At 51.5% G+C, this 17,883-nt stretch carries 16 protein-coding genes; 14 read left to right on the forward strand and 2 right to left on the reverse strand.

Annotated elements, in window-relative coordinates:
• The first annotated feature begins 97 nt into the window (after positions 1–97).
• From C1A10_RS06870 to C1A10_RS06880, 3 genes are all read left to right on the forward strand, one after another.
• On the forward strand, positions 98–1,474 hold the full coding sequence (locus C1A10_RS06870) for a D-alanyl-D-alanine carboxypeptidase family protein (protein WP_101909544.1): 1,377 nt from the start codon (positions 98–100) through the stop codon (positions 1,472–1,474).
• Positions 1,475–1,552: 78 nt separating this feature from the next.
• On the forward strand, positions 1,553–2,431 hold the full coding sequence (locus C1A10_RS06875; RefSeq protein ID WP_180951028.1) for a dipicolinate synthase subunit DpsA: 879 nt from the start codon (positions 1,553–1,555) through the stop codon (positions 2,429–2,431).
• Positions 2,431–2,997 carry a dipicolinate synthase subunit B gene (locus C1A10_RS06880; protein ID WP_101909546.1) on the forward strand — a complete coding sequence of 189 codons (567 nt, stop codon included), beginning with the start codon at positions 2,431–2,433 and terminating at the stop codon, positions 2,995–2,997. Before C1A10_RS06875 ends, C1A10_RS06880 begins: the two co-directional genes overlap by 1 nt.
• Before the next feature lie 113 nt (positions 2,998–3,110).
• On the opposite strand, the gene C1A10_RS06885 is transcribed toward C1A10_RS06880, so the two are convergent.
• Positions 3,111–3,317, reverse strand: coding sequence for a hypothetical protein (locus C1A10_RS06885; protein ID WP_101909547.1), 207 nt, complete (start codon positions 3,315–3,317; stop codon positions 3,111–3,113).
• A gap of 82 nt (positions 3,318–3,399) precedes the next feature.
• Positions 3,400–3,681, reverse strand: a complete 282-nt coding sequence (locus tag C1A10_RS06890; protein ID WP_242968854.1) for a GNAT family N-acetyltransferase — start codon at positions 3,679–3,681, stop codon at positions 3,400–3,402.
• A gap of 311 nt (positions 3,682–3,992) precedes the next feature.
• Here C1A10_RS06890 and C1A10_RS06895 point away from each other — a divergent pair, with 311 nt between their 5' ends.
• From C1A10_RS06895 to C1A10_RS06945, 11 genes are all read left to right on the forward strand, one after another.
• A complete protein-coding gene (locus tag C1A10_RS06895) occupies positions 3,993–4,517 on the forward strand; it encodes a M48 family metallopeptidase (protein WP_101909549.1) in 525 nt (174 codons plus the stop codon).
• Between the two features lie 250 nt (positions 4,518–4,767).
• On the forward strand, positions 4,768–5,013 hold the full coding sequence (locus tag C1A10_RS06900) for a (2Fe-2S) ferredoxin domain-containing protein (protein WP_101909550.1): 246 nt from the start codon (positions 4,768–4,770) through the stop codon (positions 5,011–5,013).
• Positions 5,014–5,017: 4 nt separating this feature from the next.
• Complete coding sequence (locus C1A10_RS06905) at positions 5,018–6,709, forward strand: [Fe-Fe] hydrogenase large subunit C-terminal domain-containing protein (protein ID WP_101909551.1); 1,692 nt, start codon at positions 5,018–5,020, stop codon at positions 6,707–6,709.
• Positions 6,709–7,884 carry a SpoIIE family protein phosphatase gene (locus C1A10_RS06910; protein ID WP_101909552.1) on the forward strand — a complete coding sequence of 392 codons (1,176 nt, stop codon included), beginning with the start codon at positions 6,709–6,711 and terminating at the stop codon, positions 7,882–7,884. Before C1A10_RS06905 ends, C1A10_RS06910 begins: the two co-directional genes overlap by 1 nt.
• Positions 7,885–8,039: 155 nt before the next feature.
• Complete coding sequence (locus C1A10_RS06915; RefSeq protein ID WP_101909553.1) at positions 8,040–8,918, forward strand: MurR/RpiR family transcriptional regulator; 879 nt, start codon at positions 8,040–8,042, stop codon at positions 8,916–8,918.
• Positions 8,884–10,146, forward strand: a complete 1,263-nt coding sequence (locus C1A10_RS06920) for a BaiN/RdsA family NAD(P)/FAD-dependent oxidoreductase (protein WP_242968855.1) — start codon at positions 8,884–8,886, stop codon at positions 10,144–10,146. Before C1A10_RS06915 ends, C1A10_RS06920 begins: the two co-directional genes overlap by 35 nt.
• Before the next feature lie 29 nt (positions 10,147–10,175).
• Entirely contained in the window at positions 10,176–10,850 is a 675-nt protein-coding gene (cmk, locus tag C1A10_RS06925) for a (d)CMP kinase (RefSeq protein WP_101909554.1), read from the forward strand.
• Positions 10,840–11,436 carry a lysophospholipid acyltransferase family protein gene (locus C1A10_RS06930; protein ID WP_101909555.1) on the forward strand — a complete coding sequence of 199 codons (597 nt, stop codon included), beginning with the start codon at positions 10,840–10,842 and terminating at the stop codon, positions 11,434–11,436. Before cmk ends, C1A10_RS06930 begins: the two co-directional genes overlap by 11 nt.
• Entirely contained in the window at positions 11,433–13,418 is a 1,986-nt protein-coding gene (locus C1A10_RS06935) for a bifunctional 4-hydroxy-3-methylbut-2-enyl diphosphate reductase/30S ribosomal protein S1 (RefSeq protein ID WP_101909556.1), read from the forward strand. The genes C1A10_RS06930 and C1A10_RS06935 overlap by 4 nt, the downstream gene beginning before the upstream one ends.
• 141 nt (positions 13,419–13,559) lie before the next feature.
• Positions 13,560–15,596: a single-stranded-DNA-specific exonuclease RecJ gene (gene recJ, locus C1A10_RS06940; RefSeq protein ID WP_180951029.1), complete on the forward strand. Its 2,037-nt coding sequence runs from the start codon at positions 13,560–13,562 to the stop codon at positions 15,594–15,596.
• A gap of 70 nt (positions 15,597–15,666) precedes the next feature.
• On the forward strand, positions 15,667–17,865 hold the full coding sequence (locus C1A10_RS06945; RefSeq protein ID WP_101909558.1) for a RelA/SpoT family protein: 2,199 nt from the start codon (positions 15,667–15,669) through the stop codon (positions 17,863–17,865).
• Positions 17,866–17,883 lie beyond the last annotated feature (18 nt).

The raw sequence follows: 17,883 nt of genomic DNA on the forward strand, positions 1-17,883 counted from the left end.
TTTTACACTTTTTTCACAAATTTAGACGGCTTTATGGTATATAATAATATCGATTGTTTTTTGATATTTTTTACTTTTCGATAGAGGACTTAGAAATATGCTGAAAAAATTAGCCTGTATACTGGCGTCTTTGATTGCTTTTTCCATATACCCCAATTACATATCGGCGGCTGAAGTACCGGTTCCCCCGAGCCTTTACTCTGAAGCCGCAGTGCTGATGGACGCGGATACCGGGCAGGTGATTTATGGAAAACAAATGCACGCGAGAAAATATCCGGCGTCAACGACCAAGCTGCTGACCCTGCTGCTTGCCATGGAGCGTGGCAAGTCGTCGGACATTGTTACGATTAATGACGAATGTGTCGAGACCGTTCCGCGCAACACCACGCACATTGCCCTGACGCAGGGAGAACAGCTGACGTTTGAACAGCTGGAATATGCGATGATGGTGGAATCGGCCAACGACGCGGCGAATGCCATTGCGATTCATCTCGCCGGCACGATCGCAAATTTTGCGAAACAGATGAATGAGCGGGCGGCGCAGCTTGGCGCGAATGATACGCATTTCACCAATGCCAACGGGCTGCCGGATGACAATCACTATACCAGCGCCTATGATCTGGCGCTGTTTGCAAAAGAGGGACTGACCCATCCGGAATTCCGGAGCCTGGCGGGTACCCAGCATTATGAGATCCCGCCTACCAATAAACAAAAGGATACCCGGATGCTCAATAACCAGCAGTACATGTTTTGCCTGAACGACACCTACCCGGGCGCGTTTGCCGGAAAGACCGGGTGGACGGAAGAAGCGGGCAAGACGCTTGTCACTCTGGCCGAGCGGGACGGCGTTACGCTGATTTCCGTGGTGCTGAAAGCCGCCGGAACGGTGGACGCGGAGTTTAAGGATTCCACCGCATTGCTGGATTATGGATTTGATCATTTTAAACGGGTGGCGGTTCCGCCGGATTTTGTGACCTCCCGCATTGATACACAGCAGGCCGCCTACTTGCCTAAGGCGCAAATGCGCGTACTGCTGCCCGATGCGGTCAGCCTTCAGGATTTAAGCTGTGCGCTGAATACCTCAGGACAGGAGGTTACGCTGCAGGCGCCGGCAAGCTCCGATTCGTTTATGGATACCACAGTAGGTGTTTTCCCGCTCGAACAAACTCTGGTTCAGGGAACACCTGTGGAGGTGACAGCAATATCCGACCCGCCGTCCCAGAAAAAGGATTCCGGGCGAATTTGGATGATTGTTGTGGCTGTCTGTGCCGGCATCCTGCTGTTGGCTTTTTTGGGGATTTTTCTTCTCAGGCTGTACGTTCTTCGGAAATATCGCGCAAAAATGCGAAGGAGAAACCGGCTGGAGCGAAAAATGATGCAAAAGCAGCGCCCTCAGGCATCGCAGATCATCGATGTCACACAGGATAAAATGCAAAAAAATAAAATCAGGGTAATTGATCAGGACAAACAGTGAATAATCACCCAAAATAAACGACCCTCATAGGATATGGTATCTGAAAAGATGTCAGAAAATCCTATGGGGGTTATTATTATGGTTCCATATAAAACATATGCCGTAATTGGCGGAGACTTGCGGCAGGCACATATTGCCAACCGGATTGCCGCGGAGGGCAACACGGTCTATCCGCTGCTGCTGGAGGAAAATCCGACTCTTCTTCGGGAACTGATCTGCGAGGAACCGCTGGAAACTGTGCTTCCCCGCTGTGACGTCGTGATATTGCCGCTGCCCCTTTCAGTTGACGATAGCAATATAAACGCTCCATTCTCCAAGCGTAAGCTTTCATTGAAGCATTGTTTTGAGTCAATTAAGCCGGGGACGGCGATTTTTGCGGGAAAAGTGGATGCTGCCGCCAAACTCGCCAAGAAGTATGGACATTCCATTACAGATTATCTGGAGCGGGAAGAACTCGCTGTTAAAAACGCGGCTATTACCGCGGAAGCGGCTGTTGCAATTGCTGTGGAGGAACAGCCGGTCGCTCTGTTTGGGTCGCATTGCCTGATTGTCGGTCATGGGCGCATCGCAAGATCATTGATGCGCATATTGAACGGAATGAGCGCAAGCGTGGCGGTAGCTGCGCGGAAATATGGCGACCTTGCGCAAATACAGGCCGAAGGCTGTGAACCGATCCCATTCGGGGAGCTGAAACGTTATCTGCATGATGCGGATATCGTGTTCAATACAGTGCCGGCTAAAGTTTTAAACAGAGAAGAGTTGAGCTTAATTCGCAGCACAACGCTGTTGATAGATTTGGCTTCCCGTCCGGGAGGTATCGATCTGGATGCAGCCGGAGAACTGGGTGTCAAAACAATATGGGCGCTTTCACTGCCCGGGAAAACGTCTCCGATTTCAGCGGGAGAGTTTATTTGGGAGACGGTCGAGAATTGTTTGCGTGAAAGAGGCGATGCATAGTGGGAAAATTAAGAATTGGATTCGGGATGACCGGCTCCTTTTGCACTTGGGAACAAGTAATATCGGTTTTGAAGCAATTAGGAAACACCTATGAGATCACTCCGATTCTCTCATCAATCTCCTGCGTATCGGAGAACCGTTTTGGAAAGGCATCTGACTGGATCAAACAGATCGAAGAAATCTGCGGGAAAAAAATCTGGAGCACGATTGAAGAAGTGGAACCCATTGGACCCCAAAATCTCCTGGATGCGATGGTAATCGTGCCATGTACCGGAAACACACTGGGAAAGCTGGCAAACGGGATCAATGATTCTGCGGTCACAATGGCTGCCAAATCGACACTGCGCAACGGAAACCCTCTGGTTTTGGCGGTGTCCACAAACGATGCCCTTGGAGCTTCTGCCCGCAATATAGGTACCCTGCTGAACGCAAAAAATGTCTATTTTGTGCCGATGCATCAGGATGATCCGGAGCGAAAGCCGACCTCTATGGTAGCTAACTTTGATCAGCTGGAGCCGGCTTTAAAAGCGGCATTGCAGCATCGCCAGATACAGCCGATGTTCTAATGTCCGAATACAGGAAACAGGGAAATACGCCCTTGCCCTGTATTTTAAATAAGCGCCGGTGCAAATATGCACCGGCGCTTCAGCTTTATGCAATTGGTTAAGGGAAAACCTGTCTACCGCCCAAATGTGATGTCCGGGGTGCTGTCTGCCGCACATGCCGCCTGCTGGGAGGCGATGATGCCAAGACTGTCACCGACCGCGTTGAAAAAGTTACATAAAATATTAAGATCGTCTGTATCCAGCCCTTCTGATATTGCAACGGCGGCAGTCGCAGCAAGATAGGCTATCTTTTCTCCGGAAAGACATTTCAGCTGTGACATAAAATTTCACCTCATAATACCATATGCTGGATCCATCGGTTTGTTCAAAAATACGGTCTGCCGATAGACGAAGATAGCCGGATCACTTATCCAGCATGTCAGAGAATTCTTCGTGTTTTAAAAACCAATTCTCGGCGTATGGGCAGGATGTCCTTGTTTTCATTCCCTTTACCTGGATATCCGCGACAGCGGCACGCATCAGGGAATCCGCGACGCCCTGCCCGCGCAGGGAAGGGTCCACAAAGGTGTGGTCGATGTCAACCGTTTTGTCAGAGACAGCCGGGAAGGTGATCTCCGCAATGACCCGCCCACCTTGATCGATGGCATAGATGCGATGATTTTCATGCTGCAAGGAAAGTTCCAAGATGATCCCCCCAATTGAATGATCAAAAATCAAACCGGCCTGCATACAAAGGCACGCCTGAAGTGATTTACATTATTTTTTACTGATAAACAGCACAGCGCCCACTACTATGACAGCAATTAATATTACAATACCAAGCATAAATATACCGCTGAAAGCCATAGGAATCCCTCCTTTTTTCTTTTATCATAACATACCGCCCGGCCAAAGTCACCAAGGATTGAAAAAACGCATGAAATACTTTCTTGACAGCGTCTGGACATCCCTTCGCCGGGCTGTTATGATAAAAAGCGGCATTGGGGGCGGTTCATATGACGCGGACAACTGGGAATATCAGCTACCAGTTAACTTATAAAAAGGTGAAAAACCTGAATATGCGGGTGTATCCGGACGGAACTGTGTGGGTATCCGCTCCGAAGCGGGTCCCGGTTTCGGAAATCGACCGGTTTGTGGAATCGAAAGCAAACTGGCTTGCAGCTGCGCGGGAACGGCTGCGCGGCCGGACAACGATTCCTAAGGATACGCACTCCAACCAGGAATGCCTAGCGCTGTTTACAATGATCAGCGACCGGATTTATCCGATGTTTGCTGCAAAAATCGGAGAAAAGCCGGAACTGCGCGTACGCTGGATGAAATCCCGATGGGGTGTATGCTACCCGGCAAAACATCGCATTACGCTGAATCAGCAGCTTTTTGAAAAGCCGCTGGCAGCGGTAGAATATGTGGTGATGCATGAATATATGCACTTCCTGTATCCCAACCATCAAAAAGGATTCCATGCGGCGATGGCAAAAGCAATGCCTGACTATCAGGAAAGGCGCAGTCTCTTAAAATGAGCTGATACAGCAAGGTAACCGTGGAAATCGGCGGCGAAAGGAACAGATTTCTGGTTGTCAAAATATTAACAATATGATAAAATAAGAATCAGACCCAAATAGATAGATCCCGTCTGTTTCTGGAACATAACCTGGCGCATTGAAAAAACAAAAATTTTGTAGTATCCTGTTAATAGTGTGATGGAGCATTCTGATATTTTGGACAGTTTGTACAGAACTCCCATCGAAATGACTGAACGGGGGAAACGCTATGGAAATCTATATCTGCATTGGGAGCTCCTGCCATCTCAAAGGCTCCTACGATGTCATCAAAGCATTTAAAGATTTAATTGCGCAAAATCATCTGGAAGACAAGGTCAGCCTGAATGCTTCGTTCTGTTTGGGATACTGCCAAAACGGTGTGTCCGCCAAAATCGACGGCCAGCTTGTAACCGGCCTCAGCCGGGACAATGCGGAAGATGTGTTCAATAAGATGGTTCTGAAGGAGCTGCGGTAAACTTATGACGGACGTTTTATCCTTAAAAAAAGCCAACTGTAAGAATTGCCATAAATGTATCCGTGCCTGTCCGGTCAAGTCCATCCGCTTTGCGGATAACCAGGCGAAAATTATTAACGAGGAATGCATTCTCTGCGGACGGTGTGTCGTGGCCTGTCCTCAGAATGCGAAGAAGGTGCGCAACGATCTGACCGAAGTGATCGGCGCGATCGGCAGCGGGCGCCGGGTCATTGCGACTTTGGCCCCATCCTTCATCAGCGAGTTCCCCGTTTCCGGTATTGAAAAGATGGAAGCCTGCCTGAAAGAGCTGGGCTTTTTCGCCGTACGCGAAACCGCAGAGGGCGCTTATATTGTCAAAAGCGAGTATGAGCGGATGATCCGGGAAAACAGTCAGGAGGTCATCATCTCGTCCTGCTGCAGTACGGTTGTCACGCTGATCCAGAAATATTACCCCGCGGCAATCCCGTTTATCGCGCCGGTCCTCTCGCCGATGATGGCGAGCGCCCGGCTGATCAAGCAAGACTATCCGGACGCTTATGTCGTATTTATCGGGCCATGCATCTCCAAAAAGAAAGAGATGGAAAAAGTCCCCGGCTATGTGGACTGTGTGCTGACGTTTGACGAGCTGGAACAATGGTTTAAGCAGCGCGGAATTGTTCCGGAACGGGAAGCTGTTGCGGAACAGGAGGGGCGCGCGTCCCGCTTTTTCCCGCGCGTCGGCGGTATCATCAAATGTATGCACACCGAGAATACCGGCTGGAACTATCTCGCGGTGGACGGGGTGGAAAACTGTATCCTTGCGATTGAGGAGATTCAGCGCGGCGGGCTCAAAGGCTATTTTGTCGAGATGAATGCCTGTACCGGCAGCTGCATCAACGGTCCGTCTACCAAAGCCTATCAGGAAAATTTTCTGCGCAGCCATGTGCGGGTGGACAGCTACGCCCAGCCGGATGAACGCAGGAAACCGGATTTCAGTGCCGAGGCACGGTTCGGGCTGCTGCGCTCCATCCCCAATGAATTTGTGCATGAAGTGCAGCCCCCCGAAAGCGCAATTACGGAAATTCTCGCAAAGATGGGAAAAACAAAGCCGGAGCACGAGCTCAACTGCGGCAGCTGCGGCTATCCGACCTGTCGGGAAAAAGCGAAAGCGGTGTATAACGGCAAGGCGGACATTACCATGTGCCTGCCGTTCCTGCTGGAGAAGGCAGAATCCTTTTCCGATAACGTGTTTAATGTCAGCCCGAACGCGATTTTTGTTCTGGACGACAAGCTGTGCATCCAGCGGATGAATATGCCGGCCTGCCACCTGTTCAATGTCAGCGCGCAGACAATGGTGGGCTCGATGATTATTGACCTGATGGACCCCACGGACTTCCAGAACGTACTGGACACCGGAAACGATATCATAGACAAAAAACTGTATTTGTCGGAATACAATAAGTACATTGAACTGACAGTCGTTCTGGACGGGGAACATAACCTGCTGTTCGGTATCATCAAGGATATTACGGGCGAGCAGAGGCGCCGTGAGAAATATCGGGAAACCCGTGCGCAGACGATTGAAATCACCGACAAGGTAATTGAAAAGCAGATGCGGATTGTGCAGGAAATTGCTTCCCTGCTCGGTGAAACGACTGCGGAAACGAAAATAGCACTTTCAAAGATCAAGAACACGGTGCTCTCGGAGGATGAATGATGGACCGACTGTTTATGGAAAACGGCTACGTCAGCCTCAATAAGGTAGGGGAAGAACTGTGTGGGGACCGGGTCATGGTAAAAAACCGGACGCCGGAAGGCGACTTTACGATGGTGCTGGCGGACGGGCTGGGCAGCGGCGTCAAAGCAAACATCCTTTCCACGCTGACGGCGCAGATCATCGCTACGATGATGGATTCCGATATGCCGATTGAGGAATGTGTTACGACCATCGCGCAGACCCTGCCGGTCTGTTCGGTGCGGCAGGTCGCTTATTCCACCTTTACGATTATCAAGGTCTACCGCAACAAGGATGTTTATCTCATCCAGTATGACAATCCGGATGTTGTCCTGCTGCGTGACGGCAAAAATTACGATTACCCCAAATATGAAAAAATCATATCCGGCAAAAAAATTTTTGAATCCCGCTTTCAGATTCATCTAGGAGACCTGTTTCTGCTGATGAGCGACGGCGTCATTCACGCCGGCGTCGGCCAGTCGCTCAACTTCGGCTGGGAAAGGCCGAATGTAATTGAATATCTGGAGGAGCGTTACCGCCCTGACATGTCGGCAAAAACGGTGGCAAAACTGGTGAGCGGTGCCTGCCATGATTTATATATGGGTAAGCCTGGGGACGATACGACGGTCGGGGTGCTGCGCATCCGCGAACGGCAGCTGGTGAATCTGATGATCGGCCCGCCGGTCAATCCGGAGGATGACGAAAAGGTGATGGAGCTTTTCTTTTCCAAGGATGGGAAGACCATCGTCTGCGGCGGGACAACCTCCACACTGGCCGCCCGTTTCCTGAAAACCGCGGTAAAAACCAAAATTGATTATCTCGACCCGAGCATCCCCCCCATCGGATACATAGACGGCGTGGACCTCTGCACCGAAGGAGTGCTTACTATGGGACGCGTGGTGGAACTTGCCAAGCGGTACGCCTCGTCTCCAAGCGCCAACTGCGACTGGGAGGGGAAACGCGACGGAGCTTCTCTCATTGCCAAAATGCTGTTCGAGGATGCGACCGATGTCAACCTGTTTGTAGGCCGGGCGATGAACCCGGCCCATCAGAATCCCAACATGCCGATTGATCTCTCTATTAAACTCCGCTTAATGGAAGACCTGCAAAAACATCTGGAAAAGATGGGAAAGCACGTCAAAATGAGCTTTTATTAAAATCAGGGCCTTTTCAGGCACTTTTATAAAAATGCAGGGATTTGAAGAAGTTCCTGCATTTTTACTTGCTGATTTTGCTTTCTTGCTTGATTTTTGCAGGAATTTAAGATATGATATGATGAGATATGAAATAGGGGTAAGAGAGGATTCCGGAAATGAATAGTGATTTACTGACGGTAATCGGGCAGATGATGCCTAAATTTTCGAAAGGACAGCGGCTGATTGCCGGATTTATTGTCAATCATTTTGATAAGGCCGCGTTTATGACCGCATCCAAGTTGGGCGCTACAGTTGGGGTGAGCGAATCCACAGTGGTGCGCTTCGCTTCAGAGGTTGGCTATGAAGGGTATCCGGAACTGCAGAAAGCGCTGCAGGAACTGATTCGGAACAAGCTGACCACGGTGCAGCGCATGGATGCCACAAGTGAACAGCTGGAGTCTTCCAACGTCCTGCCCAAGGTATTGGGGAAAGATATCGAAAAAATCCGCCGCACACTGGAGGAAACCAGCGGCAGGGATTTTGAAGCCGCCGTGGCAGGGATCTGCGAGGCAAAAAATATCTATATTATCGGCGTCCGGTCCTCCTCCGCACTGGCACAGTTCCTCAGCTTCTACTTCAACCATATCTTTCCGAGCGTGCGGCTCATCAACACAACCAGCCGCAGCGAAATGTTTGAGCAGATTATGCGCATCGGCCCGGGCGACGTGTTTATCGGGATCAGCTTTCCGCGTTATTCCAAACGGACGGTACAGGCTTCGCATTACGCAAGGACGAACGGCGCGAAGGTCATTGCAATCACCGATTCCATGAAATCTCCCATAGCGGAGGTTGCCGACCATGTCCTCATGGCGCGCAGCGACATGGTTTCGTTTATAGATTCGCTTGTCGCGCCGCTTTCGCTGATCAATGCACTGATTGTCGCGGTCGGGCTCAAAAAGAGAGACGAAATTGCGCAGACCTATGCGCGTCTGGAGCGTATTTGGGACGAATACGAAGTTTATGAAAAACATGAGGAAGATGTCGGTGAGCAATAAAGCGGTTATCATTGGCGGGGGAGCCGCCGGGCTGTTCTGCGCGGGGCTGGCGGCGCAGCGCGGTTTGGACGTTACGGTATTGGACAAAAACGCAAAGCCTGCCCGGAAACTGCTGATTACCGGAAAGGGCCGCTGCAATGTGACCAATAACTGCACCCCGGAGGATTTTTTGCAGAATGTGCGCACGAATCCCCGATTCTTATACAGCGCAATCCATGCGTTTGCGCCCGCGGATACCATGCGGTTTTTTGAGGAGCGGGGCGTGCCGCTGAAAACGGAACGCGGCAGCCGCGTTTTTCCGGTCTCGGATAAGGCTGTGGAGATTGTTGACACCCTGACGGCGTTTGCAAAACAGTCCGGCGTCAAAATCGTACCGAAAACGCGGGCGGCCGCGGTCAGCTGTGAAAACGGCGCAGTCACCGGCGTTGTATGCGAAGACCGGCAGAAATTTGATGCCGCCGCCGTGGTCATTGCAACCGGCGGCGCCAGCTATCCGCTGACCGGCAGCAACGGGGACGGGTACCGGCTGGCGGCGCAATTGGGCCATTCTGTGATACCCTCGAGGCCGTCGCTGGTTCCTGTGGTGACCGCCGAACCGTGGTGTGCCGAGATGATGGGGCTGTCTTTGAAAAATGTGACGCTCACTTTAAAGAATGCAAACAACAAAGTTGTCTATCAGGAGCTTGGCGAAATGCTGTTTACGCATTTCGGGATATCGGGGCCGCTGGTGCTGTCGGCTTCTTCTTATATGACGGAACCGCCCCAAACCTACCGGATGAGCATCGATATGAAGCCGGCCCTGGAGCCGGATCAGCTGGATGCCCGTATCCTGCGGGATTTCGAGGAACAGAAAAATAAAGACTTTGCGAACTCGCTGGACGCCCTGCTTCCACGCAAAATGATTCCGGTGGTGGTACGCCTGTCCGGCATTCCGGCGGATACCAAGGTAAATTCGGTTACGCGCGAACAGCGCAGGAAGCTGGTCTCACTGATCAAAGCGCTGCCGCTGACACCGATCCGTTTCCGGCCCATTGAGGAAGCGATTATTACGTCGGGCGGGGTGTCTGTGAAAGAAATTTCGCCAAAGACGATGGAATCAAAGCTGATAAATGGGTTGTTTTTCGCCGGGGAAGTGATTGACGTGGACGCGTTTACCGGCGGATTCAATCTGCAGATTGCGTTTGCAACCGCTTTTCTGGCCGCTCAGAGCCTGTGCCCGGAACAGTAAACCACAATTTTCATTTGGAGGTTATAGCGATGACGGCAATTGCCATCGACGGACCGGCCGGAGCCGGAAAAAGTACCATTGCACGCGCGGTTGCGCAAAAGCTGGGCTATCTTTATGTGGATACAGGCGCGCTTTACCGGGCAATCGGGCTCGCTGTTTTTGAGCAGGGCGACGATACCGCCGATCCTGATGTGGTCATTCCCGCGCTGAAGCAGATCAAGGTTGAACTTCGTTTTATTGACGGCGAGCAGCGTGTATTTCTAAATGGCCGGGATGTCTCGGCAGATATCCGCCGCAACGAAATTTCCATGGCTGCCAGCAATGTCAGTGCGATTCCCGCTGTCCGGGAATTCCTGTTTGAGCTTCAGCGCAGTTTTGCGAAAAACAATCATGTCGTCATGGACGGGCGCGACATCGGAACAGTGGTTCTGCCGCATGCGCAGGTAAAAATCTTTCTGACGGCTTCCGCGGAAGAACGCGCCCGGCGGCGGTTTGAAGAGCTGACGCAGAAAGGGCAGCAGGTGGACTATGATACGCTGCTGGCGGAGGTCAGGCAGCGGGACTATAACGATTCGCACCGTGCGGTTGCCCCGCTCAAACAGGCGGACGACGCGATACTTGCGGATACGACGGGTAACCGTATGGAGGAATCAATTGAGCAGATTTTGAAAATCGTTGAGAAGAGGCTGTGCGATGTTATATAAAGCCGGACGGAGCCTTTGCATGATCCTTCTGCGGATTCTGTTTTCCGTCAAGATTGAGGGCAAAGAGAACATTCCTGGCACAGGATATATTTTGGTGGCGAACCACCGCACAAACTTTGACCCTCTGTTTGTGGTGACAGGCATCCGTGCGCAGGTCTGCTTTATGGCAAAAGTGGAGCTTTTCCAGAATCCTTTGCTGGGATGGCTGCTTAAGCACCTGGGCGCGTTTCCGGTGGAGCGCGGAAAAGGCGATACCGGCGCGATTGACTGGGCAGTCGACCTGATCCGCGGCGGAAAGGTGCTGGGCATGTTTCCGGAGGGGACGAGGTCGCTTACCGGAGCTCCGCAGAGGCCTAAATCTGGTGCGGCGCTGATTGCCATGCAGACAGGGGCGGATCTGCTTCCATGTGCCGTGTGTTACGGCGAGAAGCTGGGCTTTCGCACAAAGGTTACCGTGCGTTACGGAAAATTGATTCGCGGCGAAGAATTAAACTTTACGCCGGGCACACAGTCGACCGCTGAAATCAAAGCGGCAAGCCGGCTGATCATGGATCGGATCATCGGCCTTCTGGAGGGAAAACAGTGATTACAGTTGCCAAAACAGCCGGGTTCTGTTTCGGCGTGCAGCGCGCGGTGGACAAAGCGCTGGAACAGGCGCGGCTAGGGGAGCCTACCTGCACGCTGGGGGAACTGATTCATAATACACAGATTGTGGAGCAGCTCTCTCATACCGGCATAGAGCCCATTCAGCATCCGAATGAGAGCTGCGGACGCACGGTCATTATCCGCTCCCACGGCGTGGCTTTATTCGTTTATGAGGAATTGAAAGCCTGCGGGTGCAAAGTCATCGACGCAACCTGCCCGTTTGTGGAAAAAATTCATCGGATTGTGGCGAACGTACCGCCCGAAACACTGCTTCTGATTGCGGGCGATTTGCATCATCCGGAAGTGGAGGGCATCGCGGGATATTGCCGCGGGCGCTTTTTGACGTTCGGTTCTGTGACCGAGCTGGAGCAACTGCTGAATGAGATTGAAAAATATGGAAATTCAGAGGTTGTTTTGGTGTCACAAACAACTTTTTCCCAGTCGGAGTGGCAAAAATGTGTAGAAAAACTAAAAAAGGTGTGTACAAAGCTAAAAATATTTGATACAATATGTATTGCTACTGAAAAACGTCAGTCCGAAGCAAGAAAACTTGCTGCCGAAAACGACGCGATGATTGTTGTAGGCGGGCGGCACAGCTCCAACACGGCAAAGCTTGTTCAGATTTGCAGGGCGTATTGTGACACCTTTTTTGTGGAAAATGCAGGGGAATTGCATGAGGTGGATTGGAGCGGTTATAATAAAATTGGTGTTACAGCTGGTGCGTCAACGCCGGCTTGCATAATTAAGGAGGTACATAAAACAATGAGTGAGATTTTAAAAGATCAGGACGAACTTTCTTTTGAGGAGATGCTGAATCAATCCTTCAAAACAATATATAACAAGGAGAAAGTAACCGGTGTCGTCACGGGAATCGCCCCGAACGAAATTTCTGTTGATATTGGAACAAAACATGCGGGTTATGTTCCGCTGAACGAACTCACAGATGACCCCAACGCGAAAACAGAAGATCTTGCCAAGATCGGCGATGAGCTGGAGCTGCTGGTTGTCCGCGTCAACGATGTGGAGGGTACTGTTATGCTCTCCAAGAAGCGCCTTGACCAGATCGCGGGCTTTGAAAAGGTGATGGGCGCCGCCGATACCGAGGAGATTCTGGAAGGCGTTGTCGTGGAAGTCATTAAGGGCGGCGTTCTGGCTCTGACCAACGGGGTAAAGGTATTCATCCCCGCTTCCCAGGCTACGATGTCCAGAAACGACAGCCTTGAGGATCTGCTCAAACAGAAGGTGCAGTTCAAGATTCTGGAAGTCAACCGTCAGCGCAAACGTGCGGTCGGTTCTATTCGTGCCGTCCTGCGCGAGCAGAAAAAAGAGCTTGAGGATCAGTTCTGGAAAGATGCCGAGGTCGGCAAGAAATATACAGGAACCGTCAAGTCCCTCACAAGCTACGGTGCATTCGTCAACCTTGGTGGCGTTGACGGTATGGTGCACATTTCCGAGCTGAGCTGGAACAGAATCAAACATCCGTCCGAAGTCGTCAAAGTAGGCGACACGGTTGAGGTTTATATTAAAGACATCGATGCTGAAAACAAGAAGATCTCTCTGGGCTACAAGAAAACCGAAGACAATCCGTGGGAAATCATGAAGAATCAGTATGAAGTCGGTGCAGTCTGCACGGTGAAGATCGTTTCGATGACTCCGTTCGGCGCTTTTGCCCAGATTATTCCAGGTGTTGACGGCCTCATTCATATCAGTCAGATTGCGAATGAGCGGATTAATAAGCCTTCGGATGTTCTTTCTATTGGTCAGGAAGTTCAGGTCAAGATCACCGAGCTGGACATTGAGAAAAAACGTGTCAGCCTTTCGATGAGAGCTCTGCTCGAGGAAAAGAAAGAGGAAGCGCCGGTTCAGGAAGAAGAATCTCCTGTGGTTTATGAAGCCGGACCTTCCACAGAATCCGCTGAATAAGAAAAGACCAAGAAAGCCACCCTTCCGGGTGGCTTTTTGTTTGCTTTGCAGGGAACGTCGGCCATATGTCAGCCATATTGTGTTAAGCATAAAAAAGTGATATAATGAAGAATCATGTAATAAAACAACGGAGGAATAGGCGTGCCGATTAAACGATGGAATAGAAAGCAGCCCGATGAAGCGCTGGCAGCCCGGCTTGCCGCGGAACAGAACCTTTCACCAATCGTTGCCCGGGTCCTTGTGAGCAGAGGATATGACACGAAGGAACAAATTCAGGCTTTCCTTTCTCAGGATGACCGGTTTTCCGACCCGATGCGCCTGAAGGATATGGATAAAGCGGTGTCGCGTATTCGGCAGGCGGCCCGCGACGGCGAAAAGGTTGCGGTTTATGGCGACTATGACTGCGACGGTATTATGTCGACTGTACTGCTCTATAGCTATCTGGAATCCGCCGGTATCAATGTCTGCTATTACATCCCGCAGCGTGACCGGGAAGGCTATGGGATGAACATGAATGCGCTCAAGCTGATTGCCGATGACGGTGTTTCCCTTGTGATCACAGTGGACAATGGCATTACGGCAATCGGCGAAGTGGAATATGCTTCTTCTCTCGGATTGGATATTGTCATCACCGATCATCATAAGCCCCGTGAAGTGCTGCCGGATGCGGTTGCGGTGGTGGACCCGCACAGGCTGGATGACGAAAGCGGCTGCGAGTATCTGGCGGGAGTCGGCGTTGCTTTCAAGCTGGTCTGCGCGTTGGAAAATGATGACGGCGGTCTGATGCTGGACCAGTACGGCGACCTTGTGGCAGTCGCCACGGTGGCGGATATTGTACCCCTTGTGGGGGAAAACCGGATGATTGTCAGACGAGGAATCCAAACCTTGCAAAACACCGATAACGAGGGGCTTGCCGCCCTGCTCAACGTTTGCGGTATGTCGGGCAAGGAGCTTTCCTGTGAAAATATTGCGTACGGAATCGTCCCAAGAATCAACTCCGCCGGACGGTTTGACTGTGTGGATCACGCAATAGAGCTGTTTGTAGGCGCAGGAGAGGAACTGGAGGAGTTGGCGGACGGGATTAATTCTCTGAATGAAAAGCGCCGTCAGGTTGAGGATCAAATTGTGGCGCAGATTATGGCACAGCTGGAAAATGATACTGCGGTTCTGACGCAGCGTGTGATTGTCATTTCCGGGGAACACTGGCATCATGGCATTGTCGGTATCGTGGCGTCCAGAATGGTGGAGCGGTTTGGGAAGCCCTGTATTGTGCTTTCGACGGAAAATGATACGGTACGCGGTTCCGCGCGTAGTGTAGAGGGCTTTTCTATTATTGACGCGATCAACGCATGCTCCGAACATCTCGAGCGGTACGGGGGGCACAATCAGGCAGCCGGCCTGACGGTAAAAGCAGGCCATTTGGAGCAATTTACACAGGCAATCAATCGCTGGGCGGCAGAGCATTTTCCCGAAATGCCCCAGCAGGCGCTTACAATAGACTGCCGGATTTCGCCGCGCTCCTTAAATGTCGAAAGTATACAGCCGCTTTGTGCCTTGGAGCCTTTTGGCGCGGGGAATGAGCTCCCGGTGTTTTTAGTGGAGAACTGCATTTTGCAGGGGGTTTACCCGATCGGAGACGGAAAGCATGTACGGCTGCGCCTGTGCGGCGAGGATACCGTTTTTTACGCGGTTTGCTTTGGCGTTGCGGCGCAGGATTTCCCGTACAGTATCGGCGAAAAGGTTGATCTTGCGGTTACCGTTGATGTCGGGGAATGGAATGGAGAACAGAGGCTGTCTGTGAAGGTCAAGGATATTCATCTTTCCAATATTGATTACAATAAGATTCATCACTCCGAACAGATCTACCAGCGGCTGATGCGCCGTGAGAGAATCGACGCGCCCGACCGGGAGCAGTCGGTTCCGAGCAGGGACGATATTGCCGTTGTGTATCGCTATCTGCGCGCAAAGGGTAACCTGAGCGCGCCGGATGAGGTGATCTACGCAAAATTGTGCGGCAACATCTCCTGCCTGTGCAAATTAAAGATTGCCATTGATGTGCTGGATGAAATGAAGCTCATTACGCGCAAACCAAGCGGTTCGGGCAAGTGTGTTTCCGTAGTGGCAAATCCCGCCAAAGTCGATATTGCGAGTTCCAAAATTTTACAGACTCTGAGATAACAGTTTTGTTGCGAAGGCGGGCCTGAGGGGGTTGCAGGTCGCGGGCAATCGCTCGTGATGGAGGGGCAAGATGAAATATTACGTAATAGATGAATTGATGGACGCCATTGAAAAAAGCGGCAAAATTTATGACCGCGAAAAGATCATGGCGGCCTATGAGCTGGCAAACGCGGCTCACAAGGGGCAGTGCCGCGTTTCCGGCGAACCATATATTTCCCATCCGATAGCAGTTTCGATCATTCTGGCGGATTTGGGGATGGACAGCGACTGTATTGTGGCGGCGCTTCTGCATGATGTAGTGGAAGATACCAATACGTCGCTGGAAAGCATTGAAAAGCAGTTTGGTTCCGACGTTTCGCTGTTGGTCAACGGCGTGACAAAGCTTGGAAAAATCAGCTATACCTCCCGCGAGGAGCAGCAGGCCGAAAACGTGCGCAAGATGCTTCTGGCCATGGCACAGGACGTGCGGGTCATCATCATCAAGCTGGCGGACCGCCTGCACAATATGCGCACGATTGAAGTGATGCCGGAGCAGAAACGCCGGGACAAAGCCCTGGAAACCATGGAGGTCTATGCGCCGCTGGCCCACAGGCTTGGTATCCGCGCGGTTAAAGAGGAACTGGAAGACCTGTCTCTGCGCTATCTGGACCCTGTCGCGTATCATGATATTGAAAAGATGCTGGATCTTAAAAAAGGGGACCGCCTGATTTTCCTGGAAAAGATCAAACAAAAAATCCGGGACCGCCTTTCCTCCGAGTACAGTGAAATCTATATCGACGGCCGCGTCAAGAGCATCTATGGGATCTACCGCAAGGTTTATATGCAGGCGCGCGCCTTTGAAGAAATTTTTGATATTTACGCTGTGCGGATTATCGTCGATTCCGTGTTTGAATGCTATAATATTCTGGGCATTATCCACGATATGTTTCGCCCGCTTCCCAACCGCTTCAAGGATTACATTTCCACACCAAAGCCCAATATGTACCAGTCCCTGCATACCACGGTGATCGACAAGGAAGCGATTCCGTTTGAAGTGCAGATCCGCACCTGGGATATGCACCATACGGCGGAGTACGGCATCGCGGCCCACTGGAAATACAAAGCGGGCATTTCCGGCAAGGATAAGCTGGAGGAACGTCTTGCGTGGATTCGCCAGCTGATTGAAAACCAGAAGGAAGCAGACGATGTCGAGGACATTGTGCGCTCGATCAAAAGCGACCTGTCTCCCGAGGAAATTTATGTGTTTACGCCGAAAGGGGACGTGATCAGTCTGCCGACGGGCGCAACCATCATTGATTTCGCTTATGCGATTCATACAGAGGTCGGCAACCGGATGGTCGGCGCAAAAATTGACGGACGCATGGTGGCGCTGGATACCCCTCTGCACACCGGACAGATTGTCGAAGTGGTGACCACGAACGCCAAAGACCATTCTCCCAGCCGCGACTGGCTGAAGCTTGCGCGTACCACCGAGGCGCGCAATAAAATCCGGAACTGGTATAAGAAAGAGCGCCGGGAAGAAAATGTTCTGCAGGGCCGTACGGAATTGGAGAAGGAGTTCCGCCGCAACATGATTACGCTGCCTGAGGGAAAGATACAGGAATTTTTGGCTGGCATTGCCAAACGGCAGCATTTTGACGTGGTTGACGATTTTCTCGCGGCGATCGGCTACGGCGGTGTGTTGTTGTCCAAAATCATGCCCCGCGTGAAAGACGATTTTATCCGGCAGTACCGCTCCAACCAGCCCTCTGACCCGACCGAGCTGGTTCTGGCGCAGAAAGCGCCTTCACGCCGCAGTAAAGGCGCATCCAGCGGCGTGATTGTCGAAGGCCTTGATGAGTGCCTTGTCAAGTTCGCGCGCTGTTGCAACCCCCTTCCGGGGGATGAAATCATCGGATTTGTCACCAGGGGATTCGGCGTGTCCATCCATAAGAAGGACTGCCAGAACGTCCTGAACTCCATCAACGATCCCAACAATGCCGAACGCTGGGTGCATGCCGAATGGGCGATGGATTCCGCGAAGAAGGAGCATTTCAAGAGCACTATAGAAATTCTGACGGACGACCGCATCGGCGTACTCGCGGACATTTCCGTTGCGCTTTCCTCCATGAGGATTGCCATTACCACCCTGATGGCCAGGGAGGTCAAACAGGGTACGAATATTGTGACGGTCACATTTACCGTCAGCGATATTGACCAGCTGAATTTTATCATCAATAACCTTTCCAAGATTGCGGGAGTGGAGCGGGTCACTCGTTCTGTTCAGTAAAAGGAAGGAATAAGTATA

The organism is Marasmitruncus massiliensis, from assembly GCF_900186535.1.
Classification (GTDB): Bacteria; Bacillota; Clostridia; order Oscillospirales; family Ruminococcaceae; genus Anaerotruncus; species Anaerotruncus massiliensis_A.